A 22,311-nucleotide genomic window follows, 5' to 3' on the forward strand; every position below is an offset into this window, starting at 1 on the left:
AAAAACGCACCTATCGGGGAACCGATTAGATGCGTGCATCGCAGTTCGTCATATGAAAGTTGGGCATTTTTTCCAAAAAACCCTTTTGTCCCCCATTTCATTGAAATGACGCCAAAGAGGGGCTTAAATAGCTCTAGAGCTGGATTATTATTTTTTCCGTTAATACTATTAAATGGATTTTCTTGTCCCCGTTCTGAAAGGTATATTTTGAGCCCAATCGATCTGCTTCTATCCAGCCTCGTCTCTCTATTTCTTTGCGATAATAGTCCGGCAGTCCGTTTTCTTCTTTAACGTCTTTGAAGGCGTACTCTTCCGAGTATTCCTGTTTCTCCTGAAGTTCGGCTGTTTTCGGGACTGGAAAGTCTTGATTTAAGCTTGAATGATTAAAAGGTTCATCTTTTGGGGAACAACCAGTAACACATAAAATAAAAATCAGAAAACATGATATTCCAAATTCTCGAAATTTAACGAGCCGCCGTTCTGGATTTTGAACCTTCGCCAAAAGCTGGTCATATTCGATCTCCATTCATATACTCCCCCTTGGCATCGAGACCATTCGATTGTCAAAACTATTGATGCGTTACGCTCGTATAAATGTCTAATTAATATACACATGGGGATAATTGCGGGAAGCAAAAGCACTTGTCGTTCCCATTAATAATGAAGTAATCGCAGTAATTACAGTTGCTTTATGTAGGGAATAAGAAAAAAAGGATGATACCTGTATTTTCTCTATTTTATTGGTAAATATCAAGCGTTGGACATTATCATGCTCCGGGTCCAAGATTATTGTAATCTGTACTTGAATCCCGGTCCGCATTGCAGTCCCCCCCTTTTTCTGCTTTCCATGTTTGGTTAAACTCACTCAGCAGCCCGCCCGACTCCCCCAATAAAAGAGAAGGATGCCATGGAATGACATCCTCCTTAAACGAATGGAACTATATAATGTTTGTCAACATGATTAAGATAAATAGATTTAGACTTGCTGCGCCTCGAGCCGTTTCTCGTTCACACGTTCGATCAGCTCGCTGACGACCTCATCCGGAGACCGCTCCATCATCCAGTTTTGCCCGAACATCTGGAAGATTTTAATGACCGGGAAGTCCTCCCAAAATCCCAAGAACTCATCCTGGAGAGATACTTTGTCCTTCACGTGCTTGTTCATTTCATCGATGCACTCTTGCAATACGTCCTTTGCGATCGGGTCGCTCACCCATTCATTGAGCAAGCTGAATTTATGAAACGTGATTTCTTCCTTGCCGAAGTCGCAGAACAGCCGGTTCGTCACTCGGATATCGCGGGACGAGCTGCCTGCGCAGAGTTGGAAATATCCGCTTTCGACTACCCAGCGATTGTATTTCGTGTTGTAATAGGCAAAATCTCTTTCTTCAAGCTCAAAAACGATCTTTCGCTTCTCGCCCGGCGCGAGCTCGATTTTTGCAAAAGCTTTAAGCTCCTTCTCGGGACGCACCCATTTGCATTCCTCATCATGGACATACAATTGAACGGTTTCCTTTCCGGTGCGCTTTCCGGTATTTTCTACTTGGAGGGAAACGGTAACTCCCTTCTCATGCTGTGCCGCTTGAAGATCCGTGTACTTAAATGTCGTGTACGACAAACCATGTCCGAACGGAAACTGCGGAGCCATTTCCTTACGGTCGTAGTAACGATAGCCGATAAACAGTCCTTCACGATAATACAGCTTGCCGTTTTCGCCCTGAATACGCATATGCGACGGGTTATCCGACAGCTTGACCGGGAAGGTCTCCGACAGCTTGCCTGAAGGGTTCGTGTGCCCGAACAGGATTTCGGCAATGGCTCTGCCCATCCCCTGCCCCGTCAGCCAAGAATGGATGACCCCAGGCACATGCTGCACCCATGGATGCATCGCAAGCGCGTTCCCGCTGCTTGTTACCACCACGCAGTTGGGCTGAACGGCTGCAACGGCTTGGATCAACTTCACTTGATGCTCTGGGAGGTTAATGCTCTTCAAGTCATGCATCTCGGATTCCGCATATTCCGGCTGGCCGACGAACAATACGGCAAGATCGGATGTCGCCGCCAACGACACGCTCTCCTTAATCAGTTCCTCGCGAATCGAGTCATCTGCGGGATATCCCTCAGCATAGCTTAGCGTAACCGACTCTCCAGCCAGCTCCTTGATTTCGTCCCACGGAATATCGACCCGCGTTGGCGTAACTTCGGCGCTGCCGGCCCCTTGAATTCTTGGCTTCTTCGCAAAACGGCCGATGATTGCAATCGATGGCGTAGATTCAGGCTGAATAGGGAGAATGCCGTTCTCGTTCTTGAGCAGCACGATGCTTTCGGCAGCTGCTTTTCTCGCAAGCGCGTGATAGTCTTGAACAGCGCCCGAAACCGTTTCTTTTGGAGCTGTCACTCGCTCTACAAGCTTTAGAATACGGGCAACGCTTTGATCAAGCTTCTCTTCGGAGAGTTCTCCGCGCTCCACAGCCTCCACGATTGCCTTCGTATTGTAGTGAGCCGGCCCCGGCATTTCAAGATCAAGACCAGCCTTAAGTCCGCGAATACGGTCATTGACGGCGGTCCAGTCCGACAGCACGACACCTTCGTAGCCCCACTCTTCCCTCAAAATATCATGGAGCAAATGCTCGTTTTCGCTTGTATAACTGCCGTTGAGCAAATTATATGAGCACATGACGGTCCAGGGATCGGACTTCTTAATGATCCGTTCGAAAGCGCTAAGATAAATTTCGCGCAGCGTCCGTTCGTCGACCTCCGAGCTCGTCACCATCTTTTCGTTCTCCTGATTGTTGCAAGCGAAGTGCTTGAGGGAAGCGCCCACGCCTTCGCTTTGGAGCCCGTTGATGAAGGCTGCGCCAAGCTCGCCGGTTAAGCAAGGGTCCTCCGAGTAGTATTCGAAGTTTCTGCCGCCAAGCGGCGTCCGCTTCATGTTAATGCCCGGGCCGAGCAGCAGCTCCACGCCCATTTCCTTGGATTCCTGTCCAAGCGCTACCCCGACTTCATGCAGCAGCTCGGTGTTCCAGGAGGAACCGATGGCCGAACCGGTAGGATAGCAGGTTGCCGGAACGTTCTCGGACGTGATGCCCATTTCTTCATCGCTGTTCGTTTTCCGGATCCCGTTGGTTCCGTCGTACATATGCACAGCTGGAATGTTCAATCGCTCGATGCCTTTGGTCATCCACATATTCAATCCCGCACAGAGGGATGCTTTTTCCGTTAGCGTCATTTCTTGTATGATTTCATGAATTGTTCGGTTCATTTTGTCTCCATCCTTTACACATGACTTGTTGAACTTGCTTCCCGCTCTTTCTTCAGTTCTTGCGCATCATACAGCTTGAAGAACGGAAACCATACCGCAAACACAATGAATAAGACAACGGCCAGAAGAACAAGACCGCCGAGCCCGGACATCATGTAGGTAGACAGCCCGATCGGGGTATACCACAATTGAAAGATTTGGCTCGGAATTCTCACCAGCCCCATATCGAGCGCCAAATACACAATGATCGGCGTAATGAGACCGTTGATCCACATCGGTACCATGAGCAGCGGATTAAAAGCCACCGCGCCGTAGACGACCGGCTCGTTAATATTAAACAGGGAGGGGATAATCGTCGCTTTGCCGACGGATTTGAGCTTTTTCGATCTGGCAAGCAGGAACCAGACGACAAGCGGCAAAGTAGCCCCCATACCTCCGATGCCCAGCCATCCGGAGAAAAAGGTTTCAAAAGTATTGATATTGACCGGGTCCAGCCCCTTGGCCACCAAAGAAGCATTTTCTTCAATGGCCGGAATCCAAATCGTGTACCATATCGGCATCAATACCCACGGACTGACCCCGAAGGAATACAGGACAACGCCGATAAAGTTAAACAATACGAACCCGATGAGACTTTGCCCCACAGCATTAAGAGGTTCAAACGCATTTACGATGAGTGCAAAAATATCAAAGTGAAGCTGGTATACCAGGACCCATCCTGTAGTTAAGATGATCGCGATCGGAATGAGAAAATCGAACCATTCCTTAATGAACTCAGGAAGCGAGCTTTCTGTTTTAAAGAAAGAGAATTTGCCGCAGACATTCATGATCACCGCTACGAACACGCCCACAAGCAGTGCCGTAATCATGCCCGTCGCGCCAAAGCGTTCAAGAATAAACTTGACGGTCCCATCCTCGTTGATGGTCGGGTTAAGCAGCATGATGAATAAAGACAAGCCGGTCATCCCTGCCAGCAGCTTGATTTTGTGGCGCTCCCTCTTTTCCATGACCATATAAGGCGTTAAGAAAGCAATGAATAAACCTAGCAGACCGAAGCTAAATGTCGTGATCGGCGAGAGATCCGGCATTCCCGGTAAAAAATCCTTTAAAATCGAAATCAACGTAATTATCGAGCCGATAAATATCATCGGAATCGCGACCATAATGGCGTCTTGAATAGATGAAACCCAAACATTGTTTGTAAACGCCTCCAAACGAGGCGCAAACGATTCCGTCATCCATTTCATGAAACGCTTCATCTTGTTTTCCCTCCTGTCATTCTCGTGCGGCTGTACCTTAAGTATAGGGGTTCTGTGGGAACGCTTTCTTGTTCTAAGTTGTCGTGAAGAGGGGCATTTTTTGCCTAGTTGGCTTCTTCCGTTCTAGCTTGTGTATCACGCTCGAAAATAAACAGCAAAAAACACCCCTTTTATTAAAAAGGGATGTCTTGTTGATCTGTGATTCGATTCATTTCGATCATGCTAATACTGCCTGTCTAACGTTAGCAGCATGACGCCATGAGGCGGGAGATCAATTTCTTTGCGCCAGCTATCCTGCCGGAGAAGCTCTGTCCGAATGACCGGCCCGCTTCGCTTGTGAAGATAGGCGAGCTCCTCCTCCGAAAGGAATTCGGGAGCCCCCATGCGAATCCATTCGTCGAACACCGACCCATGCTGCCGGTCCAGCCGATAACTGGTACATTTATAGGTTCCGGTAAGCCGGCTTAGCGATAGCTCGAAGTTTCGGTTTCCTTTTTCCTCAAACACATCGTAACGGTTCGTGCTGGATAGTTCGGACCAGTCGCCGCTTGAAAACAGGGGATCCACGTGCACGTAGTGATAGAACAGAAACTGCATGCTGCCATCCTTGGTTCGCGTTCCCACATAACCATCCCCTTGCACCAGAAGCTCGTCGCCCAGCTTTTGCATCAGTTCTAAGGCATAATAGCTCGGCTTTTTGAGCCCGTCCCGGTTGATCAAGCCAAAACCTCCATAGAACGGTGAAGTCGGCACCGTGCTTTCTTCGAAGACGTCGGTAAAGGACCAGAAGGCCAATGCTTTCACCGCGCCCAGCGTGTTCATCGCATGATAAATGACAAAAGGGGCCATAAACATCGTGTCATGCAGCAAGTTGCGGTCGTACATGGAGAAGTTCCATTCCGTAATATGAAGCTCCACGTCGCCATAGGCAGCCGCTTTCATTTTCTCACGTAAACGGTCAATGCTTTCCCTATAAAATGAAGGAGGCATAATCTTGGTCAGATGCTCCCTTTCTTCCTTAAGCCGAGGGTATTCCGAATAAATATGGAACGAAAAAAAGTCGAGAGGCACTTCTTGTTCCCTGCAATAGTCCATAAAGTCATCCGCCCAAGGATCATTCCATAACGAGCCATAGCCCATCGCGGGTCCCCCTGTCCTCAGCAGAGGCCAGACCGATTTGATCGCGCGAACCGTCGATGCATAAAAAGCAAAGTATTCTTCCTTGCTCCCGGCCCAGCACACCCCGGACAAATCCGGTTCATTCCATACCTCGAAATACCAGCTTTCCACTTCCTTCGCCCCGTATCGATTCAGGCAATGGCGCACGAACTCCCGCACAAGCGCGTCCCATTTGTTTTGATCGGCGGGCGGTGAAATATTTCCTCTCCACCAGAAGATCGTTTCCTTGGAACGGGCGAGCTGGCTCGGCATGAAGCTGAGTTCGACAAACGGCTTTACTCCCTGCTCCAGGAGAAAATCATACAGCTTGTCGACATACGACCAATTATATATAGGAGTTCCGTCTTCCTTCTCGCTGTACACCATCATCTCATCGTTAAAAATGCCGTGGAAACGGATATACCGGAACGGAATATGCCCTTTTAGTTCACGCAGCTGCCGGCGCCAGTCTTCCCTTAATCCTTCGATTGCCCTGCCTGCGGTTGTCGTGACATTCCAGTGCCTTTCATACCTTGCCGAAGGCCCATCGGCTTGAACCTCGACCATCTTCCGCTCCGCCGTAAGCGGGGGTGATGGGTTTAGCGCCTCGAGCTTCGTGTCTGCTCTAGCATCCAGATACCGATATAACGTGCCCATGGCATTCCATGTATCCATCTCATAATAATCGCCGCTTGAGGACTCGTCGTAAGTTAACGGCTTGCGATCCGGCCGATCAGCTGCCTGGGCAAGCAAGGCGTCACGATAGGAGCTCGGGGTGCAGCCGTATTTTTCTTTGAAATATTTATTAAACAGCTTCACGTTTGCAAAGCCGCAATCCAAAGCGATTTCCGTGATGCTTTTCTCGCTTCCGGCAAGCTCGGCCTGCGCCTTCTCCAGACGAACCAGCGTCAAATACTTCTGGAAGGGGATGCCGATTTTATCCGTAAAGAAGTGAGAGAAATAATGGAGGCTCAAATGCTCCAGCTCTGCCATGGTCTGCAGCGTAATCTTTTCATTATAATGCTGGTCTACGTACGTAAGGACCCTGTTCAGCCTCTTATAGTCATACTCTCTGCCGCCCTCTTCGGCTGCGGGATTCGTTCCATCCGCAAAATACCGCAGCAGGCAGCCGCACAACGTCTGCAAAATTCCCATCGTGTAGCTTTGATAACCCGGAGCCTTCTTGTTGATCTCCCAGACCATCTGGGCGAGATTTTGCTTGATACTCTGCAGCTGCCGGTTCTGCTCCAGATCAGCAGCAGAATTGCACGAGATAAACGCTTGATTATTCAACCATTCGGGACCGAACTGCAGCGTTAAAAGCACGTTGTCTTGGCTTGTCCGCTCGATCTGATGCACCGACATGCTGTTCACGACAATGACATCATCTTCATGGAGCGTATACTGTTTCTGATCAAGGTACATGATGACGGAGCCTTGGAGAACATAAACGATTTCCACCTCTTTATGCCAGTGAAAATGAATATGCCGCACGCTGTTCACGAAAAGCTTGATCGGAAGATCATCCTGATGCTCTATAAATTCATAAAGGTAGCGAATACGCTGCTCCTCCCTTCATATAGCCTATTATATGCACATTTTGGCAAGGTTATCAAAGCTCTTAGGCCGCCCAAATTGAGGAAAAGGCCCCCTTCTAACGTGCGGAAAGTCCTTAATAATCGCTTTTGAGAATCGGGATATATGAGGTGTAAGAAGCCCAGTTATTGATTCCCGAACGGAGCCTGGCTCCTTGTGTTGAACTGCGTTCATTTTCTAGAAGCAAGATGTTTCAGTTTGCTTGCGTATTTCCCCTTGAGAGCAATCGAATAATCCTTCGCACCCTTTTTGGTGAAAAAGCAGCTGCGGCCAACAGGCGGTCGATCGCACCGGAACGCTCGTCCTGCTTGCGGCATCGCTTCGGCCGACGACGGTTGGCCTGTAAGCCTGCGGCGTGGCTCCATCCCTCCCGCGCGCCGCCCTGGCTCTGCGCTGATGTGGCGGGCCTTCGAAGCTGGAGGTGGTTAGGTGGAAAACAAATATAGCGTTGTTGCCAGCTACCCGAGGATCAAGTGAAGATGACGAGACGCTAGAGAGATAATAGAGGGAGGCGTGAATCAAGGGGATAAGGTGAGCGTGAGGAGATCGAGTGTACGTGAGGGATAGGGCGAACGTAAAAAGACCATGGAACGCAAGGAGGTACGTGAACGCGAGGAGATGTAGGGAACCATGGAGACAATTGAGACAGGAGAAGATGTAGGGAATCCTGAAGACAATTGAACGCAAGGAGATATAGGGAATCCTGAAGACAATTGAACGCAAGGAGATATAGGGAATCCTGAAGACAATTGCATGCGAGGAGATGCAGTCAAGGTGAGGAGACAAGTCAAGTGTGGAAGTAAAGTGTGGAAGTAAGTTTCTAACGGTTGTCACAGCGGTTATTGCCGGGAATATGGAGATTATAAAATTTTAACGGTTCTGGTTGACGTTATTTGGGCATTTTAGCCGAGTTTCATACGGTAATTTTCCAAATAAGCTCATTGGTAACCGTTAGAACTTACATAGAACCATTTTAAGCAACATAGGCGCTGTCACAACCGTTAAAGAGACCAATTGAACGCCAGAGACGAAGGAATCCCGAAGACGATCGAACACGAGGAACTGAAGGGAAATCAACGAAGACAATTGAACGCAACCGTGTGGCCGGCCTTTGTCTAGGAACGCTTGGCCCTGACTTTCTCCTTTGGTAATGTCCAGCCCAACTACTAGATTCATCGTTTGTATCACCTTCGCATTCCATCTTCCTGCCTCTTGTATAAAAGCAAAAAAGGATAGACGAATACATTTCGTCTACCCTTGTTTGCTGTTACTGCCCTCAAACCACAAGATAATAAGTATCTGGATGACTTACAATTTTCGCCGAGTAGAACCCTTTCCTTAACGGCTACCAGAATACCGATTCTAGTTTAGTTTTGAAAATCAGTGCCGCTATAATCCATAGTTTTAATTTTCAGTTCTATCCCCCCCTTTAAATACGGCTTTAGGTCATATACCACGTTACTCAGCACATATTGTCCGTTGTTGACAAAGATTTCAATCAAGTTGGGCTCCACAAAAATATCCAACTGATACCGACCTTTTAGCTCCGGTGTTTGAAATTGCAGATCATAACCTTCAAGCCCGGCGAAAACCTCCGAGCGGTCCGTGTGCAGCCGGTCGCCTTCAACCCAAATTTTATAACCGCCGATGTCTATAGCATCGCCGGATTTTAATTCCGTTTTCATACGAAAAGGCTCCCGGAAATCTAGCAATTCCATCGCCTTCATTTCCCGCGAGAAGCTGCGCTCCACTTCAGGATGTACGCGGAAATAAATATGATCGTCCTCCACCTCAATAACTCTTGGCATACTCATCATGCCGACCCATGGCTCCCGGCCGTTCTCCTCCTGAACCGCTTTCGGCATCCGCATCCAGGCGATCATGACCCGTCTGCCTTCCGCATCGACATTAGTTTGCGGTGCGTAGAGGTCCAGTCCGTAATCGATCATTTGATATGAATCAGACATGGTCAGTTCGCAAGTTTTATGATCAAAGGACACCAGACTGCAAATGGCATGGCTGGAATAAAGCATACCTTCCTTAATGCCCTCGGGCGACATGATCAGCACATTAGCCTGCTGACAATCGTCCGCTGGGGCAGGAAATAAATCTGGGCATTCCCACATGTAGCCTAATCCGGGTCTCATATAAGCGTTTACGAACTCCCAATTCTCCAAGTCAGCGCTGCGGTAAAAAAGCAGCTTGCCCTCATTTTCGGCAGTTTTTGTGCCAAGCACCATGTAGAAGTCGTCCTGATGTTTCCATACCTTGGGGTCACGGGTATGTGTCCGATCGCCAAGCTTTCGGTCTGCGATGGGTCGAATAATCTGCCGCTTGGCGCCAAAGTTGTCAAAACGGTAACCGTCCTCGGTAACCAGAAGAGCCTGACTGGATTCAAATTGTTCGTTAACGATGACATGTATGTTCTCTTCGTTGAACGCCTCGTATTTCACAGCCGTGTAGAAGAGATACAGCTTGTCGTTTTCTTCGATTGCACTCCCAGAAAAACAACCGTTTTGATCATATGATTTAGTTGGAAACAACGCAACTTTTTGATGCTCCCAATGGATCAGGTCCCGGCTGACGGCATGACCCCAATGCATCGTTCCCCATTCCAGCCCATAAGGGAAAAATTGATAAAACAAATGGTATTCACCGCGAAAATAAATGAAACCGTTCGGATCGTTAATCCAAGCTCCCGGTGCTTTCAAATGCAGTCGGTCTCTATACTGCTTCATAGATGAACGCCCCCTTTTTAGTGGATTCCATTCCTTTTGTTATTTTACCGCGCCTTCGGTAACACCTTTAATAAAGTATTTTTGCAGGCACAAATATAACACGACAACCGGAATAATAGAAACCAATACTGCAGGAAAAATCAGTTCCCAAGGATTGCTGAATTGGCCGGACAGCATTTTGGCATAATATAGCTCCAGCGTCAGCGTTTTGACTTCGGCATTGCCCAGCACCAGAAACGGAAGTAGATAGTCGTTCCAGATCCAAAGCGAGTTTAGGATAATGACCGTTACTGTAATTGGCTTGACAAGCGGGAATACGATTCCGAAAAATAAACGGAAAATGTTCGCTCCATCGATCAAAGCCGCTTCCTCAAGCGCCATCGGAACTCCCTTAATAAAACCATGATAAAGAAATACTGACATTCCCAAACCAAATCCGCCGTACATCAGCACGAGCCCAGCCAGATCCTTGAGACCCAAAACTTCAAACTCGTGGATCAGCGGATACATCAGAGACTGGAACGGGACAAGCATGGCTGCAGTCAGCAGCATCAAAATGATTTTGCTGCTGATCGTCCGACTGCGCACGAGTACCCAGGACAGCAAGGAAGAACAAAAGACTATAAGGGCTACGGCAATAATAGTAACCACTGCTGTAATCCACACAGCCCGGCCGAAATGAATCTGCTCCAGAGCGCTCGAGATATACGTGAAGGACCAGCTTGAAGGCAGCGACATCGGCGAGGCTACAATCGTTCCTTGATCTTTAAAAGAGTTGATCAGAAGGAAAAACAGCGGGGACAACGTGCACAAAGCAAATATAATCAGCAGCGCTATCACGATAAATTTGCCAACTGGCATTTTTGGCCGGACAGCCATACTTTTAGCCTGTATAGGCGCCACGACGTGATTCATGCCTCAACCTCCCGTTTCTTTGTAATGAATACCTGAATCAGACCTATTATCGCAACAAGAATAAAGAAGACGACCGCTTGTGCCTGCGCCTGTCCGTAATCCGGTGGTTGCGTAAATTTGACGGTCCGCAGGATTTGCAGGGACAGCATGGATGTGTTGAAAGCCCCATTCGTCAAAGCGACGTTCTGATCTAGAAGCTTCAAGCAGTTCGCCAGGGATAAAAACAGCACAATGGTAATGGAGGGCATCAGCATTGGCAGGGTGATGTAGCGAAATTTTTTGATCCCGTTGGCACCGTCGATCGCGCTTGCCTCATACAAATCCTTGGGAATATTGTTAAGGCCAGCCACGTAAATGATCATCATGTAACCGGCCATCTGCCAGGTGACCATGATGACGAGCGCAAACAGGTTTTTCGTCGAGTCCTGCGTCATGTTCATCAGAAACGGAATATGCAATCCGCTTGGTCCGAACAGGATTTTCGAGAAGACATTCTGGAAAATGAACTGCCAGATAAAGCCGAGCGCAAGGCCCCCCAACAGATTCGGCAAGAAAAATACAGTGCGAAATAAACCAACCCTTTTACCTACGTAATCCAACATTTGGGCCAATGCCAGAGCCACTACATTAATGACGATGACGGCGATGACCGTAAATTCAAGCGTGTATACGAGAGAATGCAAAAACTTGTTGCTTTGAAAAATCCGTGCGTAATTGTCCAATCCCACAAAGGAGTTCCATACGCTTCCGCCCACAAAATACGTCCCCCGCCAGGAAGTAAATGAATACAATAAACCTATCAGAAACGGCACCAACACAACGGCAGCAAATAAAATCAAGCCGGGCAGCGCGAGGGGCCAAAACCATCTTTTGTAAAAGTTACTCATCTCAAACCTCCTGTTCATTGAAAGAAACAGCTTAATACATGGCATCCTTCCAGCCTTGGACCGATTGCTCGGCAATATACTTGTAATCTTCTTGGGTCCAAGCCTTTGGTGAATTTAAATAGTTTTCCTGCAAGATCGTACCAAAAACCTCCTGCCCCCAATAGCCGCCACCAGCCGGAGAACCGTTAAACGGATTAGAAAGTGTATCCCCCGCTACCTTATAGGCAATTAGGGAGTTATTAAGCGTATTGTCCAGCTTGACGCCGGCATCTGCGTTGTAAGGAATAAATTCAAAGTCTTTCACAATGGCCTTACGTCCTTCCTCAGATGTATTCAGCCAGACCAGAAACTGCTGGGCCAAATCCTGCTCTCTCTTCGTCACCTTGGTGTTGATTGCATAATAAGAAGGTACAAATTCAGGAACGGAGCGGTTAAATTTTTCGACCGTAAGGCCTGGGACTTTAATATCGCTCTGCTCCAGAGGCAACTTAATCGGCAAAAAGGTCAAATGCGGTAAAATGTCCGTATTCAACTTGGCGATGTTTGGGTATACCCAGTTGCCCTGTTTGAGCAGCAGTGCTTTACCGCTGGCGAAGAGCTGCACGGAAACGTCATAGCTTGCCGTCGTCGAATTGATGTAATCCGGTCCACGTTCTGCAGGACCGTTCATACCGGCAGCATGCTGGGAGTACAAATCCAAAGTTTGAACTACTTTCTCCACCGGAGACAGCAGCTCATCTACCTGCTTATCAGTCGCGTTTTTCGCGGCAACTGGACTCTCAAAGACGGCATTCAGCGCCATATTGCCCATATGGTCTCCATACGTCCACTTTTCTGCGCCAGCTTCGGCGAAGACTCCAGTCAATTCCTTCGTCAAAGCTGTTTTTTTGCTCGCAAACGTATACGTATGACCGTTCAGGGATACGCTGCCCGGTTTATCCGTTTGGATGTAATCGTCGACCGCGACCACAAAGGATTTGAACTCGTTGTAGCTCGCCGCCTTAAAGTCCTCAAGAAACATCGCTGTATGCTCGGGACCGAACAAGCCGTCAACCATGCGGGTATCGATGATAAGCCCGTAACCTTCAATGTTGTATGGGATGCCATAATTCTGCGTACCGTCCATGCTGAGCCTCATGCTTTCCGGAATTTTGCTCGCTAGCTCCTTCAGCTCTGGATTGGTAGCCCGATTTAAGTCCATAATGGCTTTGCTTTCAGACCATTCAGCCACGGAGCCGATATTGGTCGAGAAAATGGCAGGCTTATGGCTGGAATTCATCTCGGAGCGAAGCGTTTCCGCACTATCGGTTGTACCTAGGGAAAACACTTTGATTTTCAAATTGTTCTCCTTTTCGTACCGCTTAACTACCTCAGCTAGCGCATCGGCATTTTCAGTTTTGGCGTTAAAGATATAGAAATCATAATCCTTAGGCGCCTTCGCCTCTTCGCTTCCGCAGCCGGAAAGTATCGCCGTTCCCAGCAGCAGGCTGGTCATCGTCAAGACAACACGTTTCCATTTTTGGTTCATGCCGTTCCCTTCCTTTCCCATCTACATTCTACTTTCTTCCAAAACCATGGAATGATATGGATTCAACTTTAAATTTCCGCCTTCCGAGCGGTAATTCGTCTGATTCGTTAACAAACAATCTTTGACTATAACAGGAATCTCCAAAGGTTCGGTGCTCATATTGCACACTACAGTAAGCGTTTTACTTTCGAAGCTACGCCGATACGCAATAAGCGAAGGATACTGTTCCAGAATCGGCTCGAAGCTGCCGTAAATCAAAACGTCCGACCATGCCGATTCCTTCCGCAACCTGATCATCTTTTTGTAGTATGCCAATATCGAGTTCTCGTCAGCTTGAGCTTGTTCCGCATTGACCGTTAAGTAGTCCGGATGAACTGGCATCCAAGGAGTTCCTGTTGTAAACCCAGCGTGCTCATTGCAGTTCCACTGGAAAGGACTGCGTCCGTTATCCCGTCCGTTGTCATTCAGCTCCTTCAGCATCTCTGCTTCAGATTTCCCAAGTGCCAGGCCTTCCTTCCAGAAGTTATGTGCCGAAATGTCTTTAAACTCTTCGATGCTGCTTCGCACTGCATTGGTCATCCCGAGCTCCTGCCCCTGGTAAATCAGCGGCGTGCCCCGCAGGAAGAAATAAAGCGTAGCCAAACTCGTGATGCTGTCATAGCTATGGCTTTGTTTATCCAAAAATTTGTTTGGTGACCGTGCCTGATCATGGCTCTCCAGGAAATTTGCACTCCAGCCTGCTTTCTGGATCTGGAGTTGACTCTTGAATATTCTCTCCCGCCAAGCGGAAACGGCTTCAAGAGTACCTTTGAATTCTACGCCTCGCATATGCTCCCAGCTGAAATCGAAAATCATGGAAAAATATCCATTTTCCCCTGCGTAGTCGCCGAACATTTCCGGAGGAACCCCCGGAGCTTCTCCAACGGTGAGGCAGTTATATTTCTGGAATGTTTCTTGCTTCAGTTCTGTCAAAAACTGCCCAATTCCTGGATAATTTTGATAGTTTTCTATCGGATACAGCTGACCTTTTTCCGTCTCACGGGAAACAAAAGTCGTGTCCTTTTTGATGAACGTAATCGCATCCACTCGGAAGCCGCCGATACCTTTGTCCAGCCACCAATTAATCATAGCGTAAAGTTTCCGGCGCAGTTTGGGGTTCTCCCAGTTCAAATCCGGCTGCTCTTTGGAGAAGGTATGTAAATACCAGCGCCCGTCCGCGGTTCTGGTCCAGGCGGGTCCGCCAAAGTTGGACCGCCAGTTATTGGGAGCTTCATCCGTATCCGTTTTCAAAAAATAGAAGTACCCGGCTTCTTCGCTATCAGGCTCTTGAAGCGCTTTCTGAAACCAAGCATGCTGGTCAGAGCAGTGATTGATGACCAGATCCAGGATAATTTTGATACCCCGCCGGCCGGTTTCCGCAATCAGCTGCTCCAAGTCCTCGTCGGTGCCGTAAATCGGGTTTACCCGGTAATAATCGGATATATCGTAGCCGTTATCAATCAGAGGTGACTGAAAGATAGGACCGATCCAAATGACATCTATGCCTAGAGATTCAAGGTAATCCAACTTCTCTAAAATTCCCGGCAAATCTCCTATGCCATCCCCATTATGGTCCTTAAAGCTCTGAGGATAAATCTGATAAATAACCGACTTCTTCCACCATTGTTCTGTCATGTTAGTATAATTCTACCTCCTGCATTAATGTGGAACTGTTCCACATTAGAGAAAAATAAAATTTCGTTTTCGGAAGCCGAAACTTCTTCTTTGGAAGCCCCGCCCGAATACGAATGATTATAGTGGAACTGTTCCATAGCTGATAAAAAAAGAATGGAACAGTTCCATATGCAATCAGAGTAAACCTATTTTGCTTAAAGATCAATCTTTTTTTTGATACCCTCGAAAGATTGGCGGTTTTTACGGGGTTGTTTCGCCCTGTTGTAAGGTTACCTCGATTTGTATTCTGTCTTCGGAGAGCGGTTTATCGTTTATAAGTTTTAAAAGCACAAAAACCGTTTGTCTGGCTATTTGATGTACATCCTGAACGATGGCCGTTAGGCTGGTGGAATTAAAATCCGTAATAAAAGTGCCGTCATAAGCGATGATCTTGAGCTTGTCCGGCACGGTCATCCCAAGGGCTTTGGCAGCCTTGAGGAAAGCAGAAGCCTGTAAATCGGAGGCCAATATGCCGTCAATATCAAGGTTATGCTTCAATAAAGATTTCGTAATTTTAAAACATCGGGCAAAGTCCGTCGTATCTTCCCATGAAATCTCTTTTCTTATCGTTTGCACTCCATGTGCTTGCAAATACTGATCAAACGCATCGTTCCCCTCGTGGGACGGCAGACGGTAAGTCCGGTCCCCGCAGGTATACAGCACCTTGCGGCAGCCGCTTTCGATCAGCTTCTTGGCGGCCAATTCTCCTCCCTGCCGGTGATTGGAGCTCACTACCGGAAGTCCGGGAATGATTCGGTCCAGAAAAACGATCGGTTTCTTCAGTTTAGTATAACATTCATCCGGAAGGGAGGCTGTCCCTAGGATAACACCGTCAAACAAGTTGCGTTCCAGCGTATCCAAATACTCCCGCTCCCGCTGAAATTCACCACCAGTGCTGCACAGCATCATGTTATAGCCGAATTTCCGGAGCTCCAGCTCCAAGTGGTTCCATAAAGATGAGAAGAACGGATGAATAAGTCCCGGAGCAATCACGCCGATAATTCCGGTGCTTTGTCTGTACAGATTACGAATCCATTGATTCGGTACATAGTCTAACTCGGCTACCGCCGCTTTAATTTTTTCCCTTGTTTCCTCTGCTACGTAACCACTGTCGTTCAGTGCTCTCGAAACAGTGCTCGGTGCCACCTTGGCCAAACGTGCCACTTCCCGAATGCTTGCCATGCTTTGACCTCCTACTACTCGAACCTGATTAAGTCAAATTATATTATCATGTACGATCAGGATTCTCAAGAATTAAGCATTGAATAATTGAGGACCAACGGGATGAATAACATCAGACTCTGCGGTTTTTAAGGAGTTGCATTGAATTTACTAGAGATTTTATAAATTGATGACGCTTTACGGGAACATTCCCCCTTCTGTTCCCGCATGCGCTTCAATTGCCGAATCTGCCGGTACAAAGCCTTTTCTATCCGGAGACGAATGATCCCCTGGTGAGATCCTGCGAATAAGCGAGCATTCGTGACAAAATTACATATGAATGGATCTACAAAACTAAAATATTTTAAGTAATTTGAAAAGCCGCTTTCCCAATTGGGAAAACGGCTTAACTCTTGATGGTAACATGCTTCTGTCTTTATTTATCCATCACATTTTTCTAAAAACAACTTTCTGCTTAGAGGTTTTCTTTATAGAAAGCTTCCAGTTTTTTCACAGCCTGACCAACAGCTTCCGGTTGGTCGTACAAGTCATAGTGACTTGTACCTTCAATAACAAACAGATCCTTTTTTTCTGAAGCTGCTTTATTATAGAGTTCATGACCATCTTGATAAGCACCGAATGCACCTTGAACGCTGCCTACAATAATTTGTAAAGGCTGAGTTAACAGCTCATCTGCTAAATGGAAAGCATCAAAACCTAGCACTGATGCTAAGCTAGTGAATTTTAACTTATTCGGAGAATTAGGGTGTTGTGCTCTAGGTGTTGTGTAATAATCAACAGCTTCAGTTATATCTATATCATTGATACCAGCCTGTTCTCTTTCCTCATGACTATTAGGAATCCAATTTGTGATCATTGGTTCGGCCCCCCGTGCTTCAGCAGTACGTTGTTTACCAATTGCCTCTAATGTTTTGATAGCTGCACCAGGAGAACCATCACCTAAACGATTTACACGTCCGAGATTGGCAGGAGTGACTGCACCAACTGCCTTGATTCGACGTTCTGTCATTGCGGCATTTACTGCATAAGCTCCTCCTGCACAAACGCCTAATACACCAATACGATTTTCATCTACATAGTTTAGCGTAGTCAGGTAATCCACTGCACAACGTACATCTTCAACACGCGCAGCAGGTTCTTCAATATATCGAGGTTCACCACCGCTTTCGCCCTGATAAGAGGCATCAAATGCAAGGGTCACATATCCTAATTCAGCAAGTTTCCCAGCATAGAGACCTGAAGTTTGATCTTTACAACTACTGCCTGGATGAACGGTGACGATTGCAGGATATTTTTCATTTTCATTAAATCCTTCCGGTAAATAAAGATGCCCTGCGATATTAATAGTACCATTTTTAAATGTTACTGATTTTCTCATGATTTATTCTCCTTTGATCATTAATTTTGTTCCTGCCGTATTTTTTAGTCATCATAATTTTGATGAACGATTGATAATCGTACCTTACAGATTTGCACCGTAAAACTCTGATAATTTCGTTACAGCTTGATCTACATATTCTGGGATATCGTACATAGCAATATGCGTTGCACCCTCAACTTCGAACAGTTCCTTTGGTCCATTTGACAATGCGTAGAATTGGTCGCTATAACCACGTGTGTCTGCCTCGGTCCCTACAATTAATAACATAGGTTGGGTCAGATAGGTACCGATTTGGGCACTTGCTGAGAACGACAAGATTTTATCAACGCTGGTGAATCTGAACCGATTCGGAGAATTAGGGTGCTGTGCTCTAGGTGTTCTATAGTAGTCATAAGCTTCACGCATAAGCACAGGGGTATTTTCATCAATATCTTCTTGTGAATCAGGTGCCCAAGTTTGTAGATTCACTTCTGTTCCATTTGCTTCTGCAGTACGCTGATTCGCAACTGCCTCAAGTGTTTGTAATTGAGTTTCAACGCTTGCTTCATCTCGGAACATAGCACCAAGATCCACTGCACTGACAGTCGCTACTGCCTTAATCCGGCGTTCTGTTTGAGTTGCTGCTACGGCATAACCACCACCGGCACAAACACCAAGTGCTCCAATCTTTTCTCGATCAACATACGGAAGGGTAGTCAAATAATCTACTGCGCAACGCACGTCTTCCACTCGAGCATATGGGTCTTCTAACAAACGTGGCTGCCCCTCGCTATCTCCCTGACAAGAAGCGTCAAATGCTAATGAAATATAGCCTTGATTAGAAAGCTTTTCGGCATATAATCCCGCAGTCTGTTCTTTTACACCTCCACCAGGGTGTACTACAACAATTCCAGGGTATTTTTTGCTTTCATCAAATCCCTCTGGTAAATAAAGATGCCCAGCCATATTTAAAGGACCATTTTTAAAAGAAACTGATTTTTTCATGTTTTTTCTCCTTCTATAATAAATTTTTGCTCCTAGCAACCTAGACTTCGAAAAAGTATTTTTTTATTCATATGAATCCTGGTTTGAAGCAAATTCTTTAGTAACAATTATGAGTAACACGAAATTCAATTAATCTACATCAAAAGTCCGATGCTTCATCACTCCTTTAGTTGGGATTTCCTGTTCCGGGTAATGTAAAACGAAACAACAGAGAAATAATGCATGTTGATGTATTATCACCTCTGTGTGTATAATATATAAGAAATACAGAACGTTTTCAAACGTCATTTTCAGTGAAATCAAGTATTAATGCACAAATTCAATGAAATTGTGTATAAATTTTAAGAAAGATTGGTGACTAAACAATGACCAAAGTTGATAGAAGGATACTTAAATCTCAAGAATCCATAAAAAATGCGTTTATTGAACTCATGTTGGAGAAAGATTTTGATAAGATTACTGTAAGAGATATTTGCGATGTTGCGAATGTGGGGAACAGAACGTTCTACCTTCATTATCTCGATAAATTTGATTTACTTGATAAACTCATTGAAGAACACTTAGCTGAGTTGAAAGTTATTTGCCAGCAAAAGAAAGACAAGGGCTTAGAAGAAGGGACCATTATTTGGTTCGAATATTTTGAGCAAAATAAGTCTTTCTTTGCCCCTTTGTTCTTAAGTAACGGGACAATCAAATTTAGAAATCGTTTCTTAGATTTTGTTATTGAAGAAATAAAAGAAAAAGCGGATTTAAAAAATGGTAAAAATAAAGGAATTAGTGAGGAAGTGTATTTTCGATTTTTAGGAATGGCCATTGTGGGGGTTATGGAATTGTACATGGTAGACGCAACAATAGAAAGTACCGATTCGATAGCTAAACAAGTAAGTATGTTACTTGAAAGGAATTTATAAAGATCGTTTCTTCCTACTACAATCGAACACTCTCCAGAAGGGATGCCTCCTATTGCGATGTGCAAGCAAAGCTGCAGTCTCAGGCAGTTCTCGATCAGGAGTAACCTCAAAGGAAATTAAAGAGGTAATAATAAACATTTCGTCCCCAATTCGTCCCCAACTTCAAATTTTATTAAGCCAAACGGAAAATAAAAAAACAAAAAACCCTTGATTTCCAAGGGTTTTCTTCGTATGGAGCCTAGGGGGATCGAACCCCCATCGCTGCCAATGTGGTATGCGTTGTATCCCATAATGAACCGAAGTGACCGAAAGCCTGCTGCAGTGCGGGTTTTCGGACTTCGGTCTGTTTTCCTGTTTCCTCGGATTTCTGTCCGTAATCCAGGGTTAGTGTGCAAATACGTGATCACAAATGCTTATGATAAAATGTACAACTTTACGGAATTCGGTAGCGAGATATAATCGAGGTTGGTTATGTCTCAAATGATGCGATGTTCGGATCCTGAGCCCATTATAGCTTAGCTAGGGCTGTCGCATTATGCCAAGTATTTATATCTTCTCCTCGGAACGAATTGTTGTTTTCAATTGAAGTCAGAACCCTCACCATTTCATCTGCAATCTCCTCTCTTCGTAACGCCCTAGCAATGCGGATAGGCCCAAATGAGAAAGCAAATTCTTGTTGAGTCCATGCAGACAAAAGTGTTAGAATAGCCTTTCCAGAAAGTAAGGATATTCTTTTTTCATAAGAATCCCAATGCCTGTTGACAATATCTCTAGCAATCGTATTAGCCTTCTTTACTTTTCCTTCCTCAAGATATTCTGTAGCTATCGCGTCAATTGCATCATCCTTCAGACCCTCGGTAATCTCCATGATTTTCCCTATGACTGTTTCTTTTGTTACTCTCGATCCTTGTTTTTTTCGCGATATGTTCACGATCCTAGCTATAGTTTCTGGAACAAGAAGATAATTCTCTATCTCCTTTTTACTCCAAATATGTAACTCTACTCCTCGCTTTTTGCTTTCCTCAAGCCTATCATTAATTTCTGATTCAGTATGATAATCCCTGTCTAACAGGCAAAACACCCTGATTGATTCATTTGAGGCATTATTTAATAGCATTGTTGATCCAATCGCATAATTCCAACCCCCCCATCCACCTATTGAGAGGTTTGGAATCATATCTATTGCCTCCTGGCTATCGGGAAATAATGTATGATGTATATGCTTAAGAAGTGATAAATCCTTGCCTTCAACTAAGAGGCATTTCCGAGAAGACCATAACCTCGCCAACTGAATGTTGTGGATACCCCCTATACTATCAATGAGTCTTTGAACAGCTGGAAGCTTATTGGCGAATTTCGATCTTGGTTGGGATCTATCAACTACTAAGATATTTTCAGGGTACACTTCAGCCATGATTTCTACAGAATGTGTTGCAACAATCACTTGTTTGTACTCGCCAGCTATTAATTTTATTAGCTTGCGCTGAAGATCAGCGTGCATATAAATGTCAGGCTCGTCCAGAATGATTGTGGATTGCTTAGGAGTCCTTGCAAGAAACCACATAGTTTGAAGCCACATCTGTAATCCATGGCCCATCCAACCAACTTCCGCAACAAAATCATTATCTTGAACGAGGAGCGTAACAGGCTCACCATGCTCATGGGCATTACCTTCCAGTGATCGCACACGAAATCCATTCCAAGTCGATTCAGCCAAGGTAACAAATCGACCGTAAAACTCACTTTGAAGAAGCAATTGATTCCTAAAATGTAGTGGTGCGAGCGGAGATGTTAAAGCGCCAAGTACATAGTCCCTTCTCAAAACCTTTTCCTCTCTTTGTAAAGGAGCAACCTGTGGTAAGATATTTAACATTGGCATATGAGTACGACCAGCTTGTGCCTTGTTTCTTATTGGTTTATTTTCAGAATCATTCAGGATTGCAAAAACCTCAGCATCAGGACCCAACAATACTTCTACTGATTCTCCTTTTTCAAAGGTTGATTTTATAATTGCTGGTGGGCTACCGTATCTATAAAATAGACTATCCGAATTGAACTCCATACCCTTCGGGGTAACACCTCGAACTGCCCTAGGCAGACCAGTCCAAGCTGGGGGTTCAACATAAGCAAGGTTTGGATACCTATGGAGTACTAGTGCGATCAGGCGTAATGCCTCAACTATAGTGGACTTGCCAGCGTTATTTTTTCCAACGATAATTGATATATTTTTGAACGGTATCGTGTGCCTCCGATAGCATCGAAAATTAGTTATGCTGAGATCCCTTAACACAAGTACTCCCCTCTTTCTTCTATGTTTAGCGTCTAATACTAGATTATCACTTGGGTTAACGATAATATCTGATTAGCATCGATACTAATATCATCATCTAAACGGATAATGGGGTTATGCCACTGATTCCATTCATCTTGCCTTATCTTACTTAGATAGTAAAACGCATGACGTAACATGCGAAACTGCGTCTGTCTCCTATTTAGTTTGTTTGAGCCACCAAAGATGATCCCGCTTATTGGAGCCTGGAAGGTGATAACATATGGCTTAACATTGACTCGCCAGTCATCAATTGCCTTCCGTTTACCAAGTACTCTTAGGATGTTCTCTGCGAACTCAGGCATAACCGCAACATGGTTAAAGAAGGGTTTACTGGCACCTTCGAACAATTAGCAGAATATTTGTTGAAGGAATCATTGTAAGCAGAGCCACGATAAGTAAATAGCAATTTCCTTTCCAAACTTTTGGAATATCGAGTTAGCCCAATTTCTCTGCATTAAGGTGAGA

General features: G+C 45.7%; 14 protein-coding genes. 1 reads left to right on the top strand and 13 read right to left on the bottom strand.

Translation table 11 applies throughout. The features are described 5' to 3' along the window. Positions 1-133 precede the first annotated feature (133 nt). The 12 genes from MKY58_RS19850 to MKY58_RS19905 form a co-directional block, all read right to left on the bottom strand. Entirely contained in the window at positions 134-526 is a 393-nt protein-coding gene (locus MKY58_RS19850) for a hypothetical protein (protein WP_339321763.1), read from the bottom strand. 450 nt (positions 527-976) lie between these two features. Continuing rightward, on the bottom strand, positions 977-3,262 hold the full coding sequence (locus tag MKY58_RS19855; RefSeq protein ID WP_339321764.1) for a glycoside hydrolase family 3 C-terminal domain-containing protein: 2,286 nt from the start codon (positions 3,260-3,262) through the stop codon (positions 977-979). A gap of 14 nt (positions 3,263-3,276) precedes the next feature. Further along, positions 3,277-4,521, bottom strand: coding sequence for a PTS transporter subunit EIIC (locus MKY58_RS19860; RefSeq protein WP_339321765.1), 1,245 nt, complete (start codon positions 4,519-4,521; stop codon positions 3,277-3,279). Between the two features lie 222 nt (positions 4,522-4,743). After that, positions 4,744-7,182: a helix-turn-helix domain-containing protein gene (locus MKY58_RS19865; RefSeq protein ID WP_339321766.1), complete on the bottom strand. Its 2,439-nt coding sequence runs from the start codon at positions 7,180-7,182 to the stop codon at positions 4,744-4,746. Between the two features lie 1,460 nt (positions 7,183-8,642). Continuing rightward, positions 8,643-10,013 (bottom strand): glycoside hydrolase family 32 protein, encoded by a 1,371-nt coding sequence (locus MKY58_RS19870; RefSeq protein WP_339321767.1) that lies wholly within the window; start codon positions 10,011-10,013, stop codon positions 8,643-8,645. Positions 10,014-10,052: 39 nt separating this feature from the next. Continuing rightward, the gene (locus tag MKY58_RS19875; RefSeq protein WP_339321768.1) at positions 10,053-10,928 is read right to left on the bottom strand and encodes a carbohydrate ABC transporter permease; all 876 of its coding nucleotides are present in this window, start codon (positions 10,926-10,928) and stop codon (positions 10,053-10,055) included. Continuing rightward, positions 10,925-11,815, bottom strand: a complete 891-nt coding sequence (locus MKY58_RS19880) for a sugar ABC transporter permease (protein ID WP_339321769.1) — start codon at positions 11,813-11,815, stop codon at positions 10,925-10,927. Before MKY58_RS19880 ends, MKY58_RS19875 begins: the two co-directional genes overlap by 4 nt. Positions 11,816-11,846: 31 nt before the next feature. After that, positions 11,847-13,343: an ABC transporter substrate-binding protein gene (locus MKY58_RS19885; RefSeq protein WP_339321770.1), complete on the bottom strand. Its 1,497-nt coding sequence runs from the start codon at positions 13,341-13,343 to the stop codon at positions 11,847-11,849. Between the two features lie 21 nt (positions 13,344-13,364). Beyond that, positions 13,365-15,017 carry an alpha-glucosidase gene (locus MKY58_RS19890; protein ID WP_339321771.1) on the bottom strand — a complete coding sequence of 551 codons (1,653 nt, stop codon included), beginning with the start codon at positions 15,015-15,017 and terminating at the stop codon, positions 13,365-13,367. 240 nt (positions 15,018-15,257) lie between these two features. After that, the gene (locus MKY58_RS19895; RefSeq protein ID WP_339321772.1) at positions 15,258-16,238 is read right to left on the bottom strand and encodes a LacI family DNA-binding transcriptional regulator; all 981 of its coding nucleotides are present in this window, start codon (positions 16,236-16,238) and stop codon (positions 15,258-15,260) included. A gap of 454 nt (positions 16,239-16,692) precedes the next feature. Beyond that, on the bottom strand, positions 16,693-17,616 hold the full coding sequence (locus tag MKY58_RS19900; RefSeq protein ID WP_339321773.1) for an alpha/beta hydrolase: 924 nt from the start codon (positions 17,614-17,616) through the stop codon (positions 16,693-16,695). A gap of 84 nt (positions 17,617-17,700) precedes the next feature. Beyond that, positions 17,701-18,603, bottom strand: a complete 903-nt coding sequence (locus tag MKY58_RS19905) for an alpha/beta hydrolase (protein WP_339321774.1) — start codon at positions 18,601-18,603, stop codon at positions 17,701-17,703. A gap of 365 nt (positions 18,604-18,968) precedes the next feature. On the opposite strand from MKY58_RS19905, the gene MKY58_RS19910 reads away from it, so the two are divergent. After that, positions 18,969-19,514, top strand: coding sequence for a TetR/AcrR family transcriptional regulator (locus tag MKY58_RS19910; protein WP_339321775.1), 546 nt, complete (start codon positions 18,969-18,971; stop codon positions 19,512-19,514). Between the two features lie 508 nt (positions 19,515-20,022). On the opposite strand, the gene MKY58_RS19915 is transcribed toward MKY58_RS19910, so the two are convergent. Then, positions 20,023-21,804 (bottom strand): AAA family ATPase, encoded by a 1,782-nt coding sequence (locus tag MKY58_RS19915; RefSeq protein ID WP_339321776.1) that lies wholly within the window; start codon positions 21,802-21,804, stop codon positions 20,023-20,025. Between the last annotated feature and the right edge of the window lie 507 nt (positions 21,805-22,311).

Source organism: Paenibacillus sp. FSL W8-0194 (assembly GCF_037969745.1).
Lineage (GTDB): Bacteria > Bacillota > Bacilli > Paenibacillales > Paenibacillaceae > Paenibacillus_AQ > Paenibacillus_AQ cookii.

What these genes read in the sequence shown, in the direction of transcription:
- MKY58_RS19900 (WP_339321773.1), bottom strand. Translation starts at nt 17,616, where the DNA reads ATGAGAAAATCAGTAACATTTAAAAATGGTACTATTAATATCGCAGGG.
- MKY58_RS19885 (WP_339321770.1), bottom strand. Translation starts at nt 13,343, where the DNA reads ATGAACCAAAAATGGAAACGTGTTGTCTTGACGATGACCAGCCTGCTG.
- MKY58_RS19910 (WP_339321775.1), top strand. Translation starts at nt 18,969, where the DNA reads ATGACCAAAGTTGATAGAAGGATACTTAAATCTCAAGAATCCATAAAA.
- MKY58_RS19855 (WP_339321764.1), bottom strand. Translation starts at nt 3,262, where the DNA reads ATGAACCGAACAATTCATGAAATCATACAAGAAATGACGCTAACGGAA.
- MKY58_RS19850 (WP_339321763.1), bottom strand. Translation starts at nt 526, where the DNA reads ATGGAGATCGAATATGACCAGCTTTTGGCGAAGGTTCAAAATCCAGAA.
- MKY58_RS19875 (WP_339321768.1), bottom strand. Translation starts at nt 10,928, where the DNA reads ATGAATCACGTCGTGGCGCCTATACAGGCTAAAAGTATGGCTGTCCGG.
- MKY58_RS19860 (WP_339321765.1), bottom strand. Translation starts at nt 4,521, where the DNA reads ATGAAGCGTTTCATGAAATGGATGACGGAATCGTTTGCGCCTCGTTTG.
- MKY58_RS19895 (WP_339321772.1), bottom strand. Translation starts at nt 16,238, where the DNA reads ATGGCAAGCATTCGGGAAGTGGCACGTTTGGCCAAGGTGGCACCGAGC.
- MKY58_RS19890 (WP_339321771.1), bottom strand. Translation starts at nt 15,017, where the DNA reads ATGACAGAACAATGGTGGAAGAAGTCGGTTATTTATCAGATTTATCCT.
- MKY58_RS19880 (WP_339321769.1), bottom strand. Translation starts at nt 11,815, where the DNA reads ATGAGTAACTTTTACAAAAGATGGTTTTGGCCCCTCGCGCTGCCCGGC.
- MKY58_RS19870 (WP_339321767.1), bottom strand. Translation starts at nt 10,013, where the DNA reads ATGAAGCAGTATAGAGACCGACTGCATTTGAAAGCACCGGGAGCTTGG.
- MKY58_RS19905 (WP_339321774.1), bottom strand. Translation starts at nt 18,603, where the DNA reads ATGAAAAAATCAGTTTCTTTTAAAAATGGTCCTTTAAATATGGCTGGG.